We start from the raw sequence: 4,681 nt of genomic DNA on the forward strand, positions 1-4,681 counted from the left end.
GAATGTACCGCGTTCAAGCCGACGATAGAATAGCCAGAAGCCGTTATGCTCCCAGTAGAGGATTTTGAGCTTGTTGCGTTCGCGATTGCAGAACACGAACAGGCACGGCGCGAAGGGATTCAAACCGAAACCTTCTTGCACCAAGGCAGCTAAGCCGTCAATGGACTTGCGCAGATCGGTTGCGCCAGTAGCAAGATAGACATGCGGAACGCTTGGCAGCGTCAGCATGGGGATTCCAAGGCATGGACGATTTTGCAAAGCAAATGAGGATCGAAGTCTGGGTGGAGCTCGATACTTGCTTGTCCGATCCGAACGATGAGGGTCGAAGCGTTGACGATTGCAGCACTGGGCGGATCGGCAACGGTGATCGGCAGCCAGTTCGTTGAATGCGTAGATGATGAAGAGGAATCCTGTTTCAATTTGCGGAGCCAATATTTTAATGATTCTTTCGAGCGGTGATTTGCGGTACACCACGCGGACATGGTGAGACCGCTGGCTTTGTAATCTGCCACACGAATTGTCCATTCGTGGCGACGTTTGTCTCTGTCGGTCATCCGGCAACCTCCTGTTAATGAGTTGCCTTCATTTTCTCATGGATGATTTGGCTGTTAAAGGTGGGCTCGTTTTGACGCTTACGCTTAAAAGGGTACTATGACTCGCAATATTAAATACCGCAGCCGTCTCTCTAATAGACGTTCCATATTTTTTATATGATTAAGTACGTCTATATAAGTTGAACTTAAGATTAGAAAACTATGGTAAGGATTTCGTTGCTACATGTCGAAGTATGTAGTAAATGACTTTAGACAGGCAGGGGAATTCAATGGAACATTCAGCATCATTCCAAGAGATCGAAATCGCGATGAAGCAAGCCAAAAAACGTCGAATGTACGAACGATACCAGACGCTGTATTTGTATCTACAAGGAACAGAAGTAGAGCAAATTGCCCATACCATCAACCGAAGTGCGAAAACCGTAAAAGGTTACATTCAAGCGTATGAAACAGGAGGACTTCCAGGTCTTCAAATGAATCATTCGCCAGGTGCGCCTGTTCGATTAACCCCAGAACAACAAGAAAAGCTGAAACAGACTATCGTGAACTCGGTTCCGCATGATGTAGGCTTTACGGCGCGGCACAATTGGACACTGGAGATCATTGCAGCCTTGATCAAACGAGAATTTGGGGTGACGTATTCGCTTCGTGGCATTTCCAAAATGATGCACCGACAGGGGCTGAGCTACACCAAGCCAACGTACACCTTGGCAGCCGCGGACGAAGAAAAACAAAGAATCTTTACAGAATCCACGTTTCCCGATTTAAAAAAAGATATATGAAGAACGAAATTCAGCACGTGCTATTTGAAGACGAATCCATGATTCGTGATTACCAAGCGATTCAGAAAACGTGGTTCCTCCGCGGCAAGCAACGGATCATTCAAACCACAGGTAAACATCGCGGCGTTAAACTGCTGGCAACCGTCGACTATGGGACAGGCAAGATCGTATGGCAGGAAGATGAGCAGTATACAGCAGAAACCTTTTTGAGCTTTTTGAAAAAAGTCGTAGCCGAATATCCAACAGGCAAAATCGTGATGGTGTTGGATAATGCACGAATCCACCATGCGAAATTGCTGGAACCGTTCCTAACCGAGATGAAGGACCGACTTGAACTGGTTTTTCTGCCTCCCTATAGCCCACAACTCAATGCAGTCGAAGGGTTGTGAAAATGGCTTAAATCGGATGTGATTAACAACGTTTTCTACCACACGGTCACTGAAATTCGCACCAACGTGCAGCAATTCATGGAGGAGATTATGAAAGTGCCTTTGACCATCATCGACCGACTCTGTGTCAGGTTCTAGTCAGCTGTTTCTTTAGTTCAACTTATATAGTTTATCCTGTACAGAATACGATGTATAGCGCTTTTTAAAGACCTCTTCACCATGGTGCTCATATTGTCTAATCCAATTTAATAGGACAGTATGATGGAGTCCTATCGATTTCGCAATCGATTCCATGCTTTCCGATCCATTTTGATAACGCATAACTGCTTGTAATTTTTCGTCCGGACTAAACTTAGCCATAGAAAAACTGCACCTCCAATGTTAGATGTGTCTAACAATTGGGATGCAGTTCAAATGAAGTGGTCCTTCTTGTTTACCCTTTATAGAGACTGAAGCGATGGACCAAAGCCTAGTACAAATAAATCTGTGTGTAAATCTAAATTTACATTGTAGTCTTGTAGTGATAGTGGCTACCTAACAAACCTGTTTAAGACTACTTGATGGGAAGAGAGCGTTAAAACTAACGTATAGTTCTATTTTTATTGAAAGCCGATTAAAGATGTCTGGTAAATCATGATCAGTAATACCCACACCAATCAGGTTGATAGTAACCAACAGCTTTTTCAACAGCGCTAACCCAATCCGCAATCTCCTGCAATTTAGATTGTAGTTCTTCAACGGACATTTCTGATTCATCTGCTAAATTCCAAAGTACACTAAGCGCATACTTTATTCCGTCTTTAGGGTATTGGATGGAATCATGATCGAGGTTCATTAGTAAGGGACCCGTCCCGTCTTTGTCCGAAACTCCATTAATTGATAAATGTTGTACGTGCCATCCGTTAATTCTTCTTTGTACTAAATACGTATCCTCATTGCCCCATCGTCTACTGTAAACCCTAAATGCTAACTGCTTATTTAAATTTTTATCTCCTTTGAAGGAATTAGCTGGTTTTAATTCTCCATTTAGAACTCTATATAGGTCCTCTAAGGCATGATAATGATCATAGTATTGCAGTATATCATCTTCAGGAAGGATGTGTGAATTGATCATCATTTGTTCTTCATACTCAGGTAGACTAAGCCAATGTAATGATTCTAATGCCGCATAGTTTTTCTTAAAAAAGGTTTCATATATACTGCTACCTTCAAAAATATTACCGAGATATTCCTTTGAAAATATCTTGAAGCTTTCTAGGTAATCACTAATCAACTGTTCGGAATTTAGCTCCTTCTTCAGATTGATATGTTTGTCCGACATACTTTTAATCTTTTCTTTTACTTCTTTTCTAAGAGTATATTTATCTCCTTTTTTCTCAAAGAAGTACTTTAAGGAGTTTGCCAAATCTGATTGTCTGAAATAAAACAAATTAACTATCTGGTCTTCTGTAAATTTATCATTTAATTGATATTGTTTAGCAACATACTGTCTTACCATTATCATTTGTAAATTTCTTTGTCTTGCTTTAATTCTAGTCACTTCGTTTGACATAAAATTCTACCTACCCTTCATATTTTTCAATAATATATTGAACAAATCCAGCAAAGTCAGGGTAAACTGTCATTGCGTTAATATTTATACTCTCTAATTGTTGTTTAATTTTCTTTTTTTGGTCTTTCGGAATAACAAACTCAATAGAGTAATTGTCTAAATCATTATCGTAACTAATCTCACTCAGTGTCCAATATTTATTATCGGTTAACTCACCAAAATGGCGTTTCCCTTCTTTCTCTATATCAGATATTTTACTTGAGTGTGAGGGATACTTTGTTAGAATTGTTTTCAATTTTGTTTGTATTTCTTTTAAATCGTTCACTGAAATTTCTCTTAAATCTCGTAGATCTATTATTTCTTTTTTGAATAGACTAGTAGACTTAAGTATTTCATCTTTAATAGGGTCAATGTAGTTACTTTTTATATCGATCTGTATTGAGAATAGCCCCTTTTGAGCCTTTAAACGTTCATTTTCAATAGTGCTTTCAATGAAAATAACTTCGGATTGAGCACCTCTGCCTATGGATGCTAGAAACTTAACTGAATCAGTATTTAATTGAGTTCTATTGAAATCTTCTTTTAAATAATTTGATAATATCTCATATTGTTTATCATAAAATTGGTAGATAAGCTTTGGCCTGTAAGCAAAAACTTTACCGTCATTTTTTTCATCAGAACAAGCAAAAAAAAGTGAAATTAAAGGGTTTCTACTCCAATCAAGCAACCTTGTAGGAATACCGTAATGTTGCATGTGAATCAGATTATCCAAGAAAGTACTTCGTGTTAAATCCTCGAACCTGTTTTTTCGAATTTCTCTGTATATCTCATATTCCTTATGATCATTATAATTATTTCTAAAAATACTCGCCTGTAAATTCCACGCAATATCTTTTTGTCCCCTAAAAACAAAATCAGAAGTTTCATTTATGGTATCAATTATTTTTATGTAATCAATTAAATTTTCAACCTTAAGCGTGCAAAAAAGTTTGAAACGCAAGTCCACTGGTGTATATAAGTTTTCTCTATATTCTATATCACTCAGATCAAAATTTTCATTCTCAGAGCGATATAAAATCTCTTTTACTAGTCTTCCCGATTTATTACTCACGTACACAACTGTTACCTTGGTACCGTCAGTGTTAATGTACCAAATCAATGCCTCATTAGTTTCCAACAAAAGATCTTTTATTTTACGTTCATTTCTAGGGACGTTCTTAGAAAAATAAACAAATTTATTCATGGCCATTTCCCCTTTATGTGAAAACAATGTTACATCATATTCTATCATTAGTTTGTAGTCCCATGTATATATATTGTAGTTGAGTTCTTAAGACTTCATATTTGATCGCTAATTCAGTCATTGAACTATACCAGCTAATAGCATGTCAAGATTACCAGTAA

5 protein-coding genes and 1 pseudogene are annotated in these 4,681 nt (G+C 38.0%); 1 reads left to right on the plus strand and 5 read right to left on the minus strand.

The window, feature by feature from the left end; genetic code table 11:
• Positions 1-228, minus strand: a 228-nt coding sequence (gene tnpB / locus L696_RS0107235) for an IS66 family insertion sequence element accessory protein TnpB (protein WP_025683046.1), incomplete at its 3' end; no start/stop codon positions are given.
• Positions 222-554, minus strand: a complete 333-nt coding sequence (gene tnpA / locus L696_RS0107240; protein WP_025683047.1) for an IS66 family insertion sequence element accessory protein TnpA — start codon at positions 552-554, stop codon at positions 222-224. The genes tnpA and tnpB, both read right to left, overlap by 7 nt.
• Positions 555-823: 269 nt before the next feature.
• Here tnpA and L696_RS29275 point away from each other — a divergent pair.
• Positions 824-1,863 (plus strand): annotated as a pseudogene (locus tag L696_RS29275) (IS630 family transposase).
• Between the two features lie 12 nt (positions 1,864-1,875).
• Here the strand turns inward: L696_RS29275 and L696_RS32645 are convergent.
• The 3 genes from L696_RS32645 to L696_RS0107265 form a co-directional block, all read right to left on the minus strand.
• A complete protein-coding gene (locus L696_RS32645; RefSeq protein ID WP_049827303.1) occupies positions 1,876-2,085 on the minus strand; it encodes an IS3 family transposase in 210 nt (69 codons plus the stop codon).
• Between the two features lie 277 nt (positions 2,086-2,362).
• The gene (locus L696_RS0107260; RefSeq protein ID WP_025683049.1) at positions 2,363-3,277 is read right to left on the minus strand and encodes a hypothetical protein; all 915 of its coding nucleotides are present in this window, start codon (positions 3,275-3,277) and stop codon (positions 2,363-2,365) included.
• 10 nt (positions 3,278-3,287) lie between these two features.
• Positions 3,288-4,520, minus strand: a complete 1,233-nt coding sequence (locus L696_RS0107265; RefSeq protein ID WP_025683050.1) for an FRG domain-containing protein — start codon at positions 4,518-4,520, stop codon at positions 3,288-3,290.
• Positions 4,521-4,681: the final 161 nt, after the last annotated feature.

Origin of the sequence: Paenibacillus maysiensis (genome assembly GCF_000520815.1) — a bacterium.
Lineage (GTDB): Bacteria > Bacillota > Bacilli > Paenibacillales > Paenibacillaceae > Paenibacillus > Paenibacillus maysiensis.

What these genes read in the sequence shown, in the direction of transcription:
- L696_RS32645 (WP_049827303.1), bottom strand. Translation starts at nt 2,085, where the DNA reads ATGGCTAAGTTTAGTCCGGACGAAAAATTACAAGCAGTTATGCGTTAT.
- L696_RS0107265 (WP_025683050.1), bottom strand. Translation starts at nt 4,520, where the DNA reads ATGAATAAATTTGTTTATTTTTCTAAGAACGTCCCTAGAAATGAACGT.
- L696_RS0107260 (WP_025683049.1), bottom strand. Translation starts at nt 3,277, where the DNA reads ATGTCAAACGAAGTGACTAGAATTAAAGCAAGACAAAGAAATTTACAA.
- tnpA (WP_025683047.1), bottom strand. Translation starts at nt 554, where the DNA reads ATGACCGACAGAGACAAACGTCGCCACGAATGGACAATTCGTGTGGCA.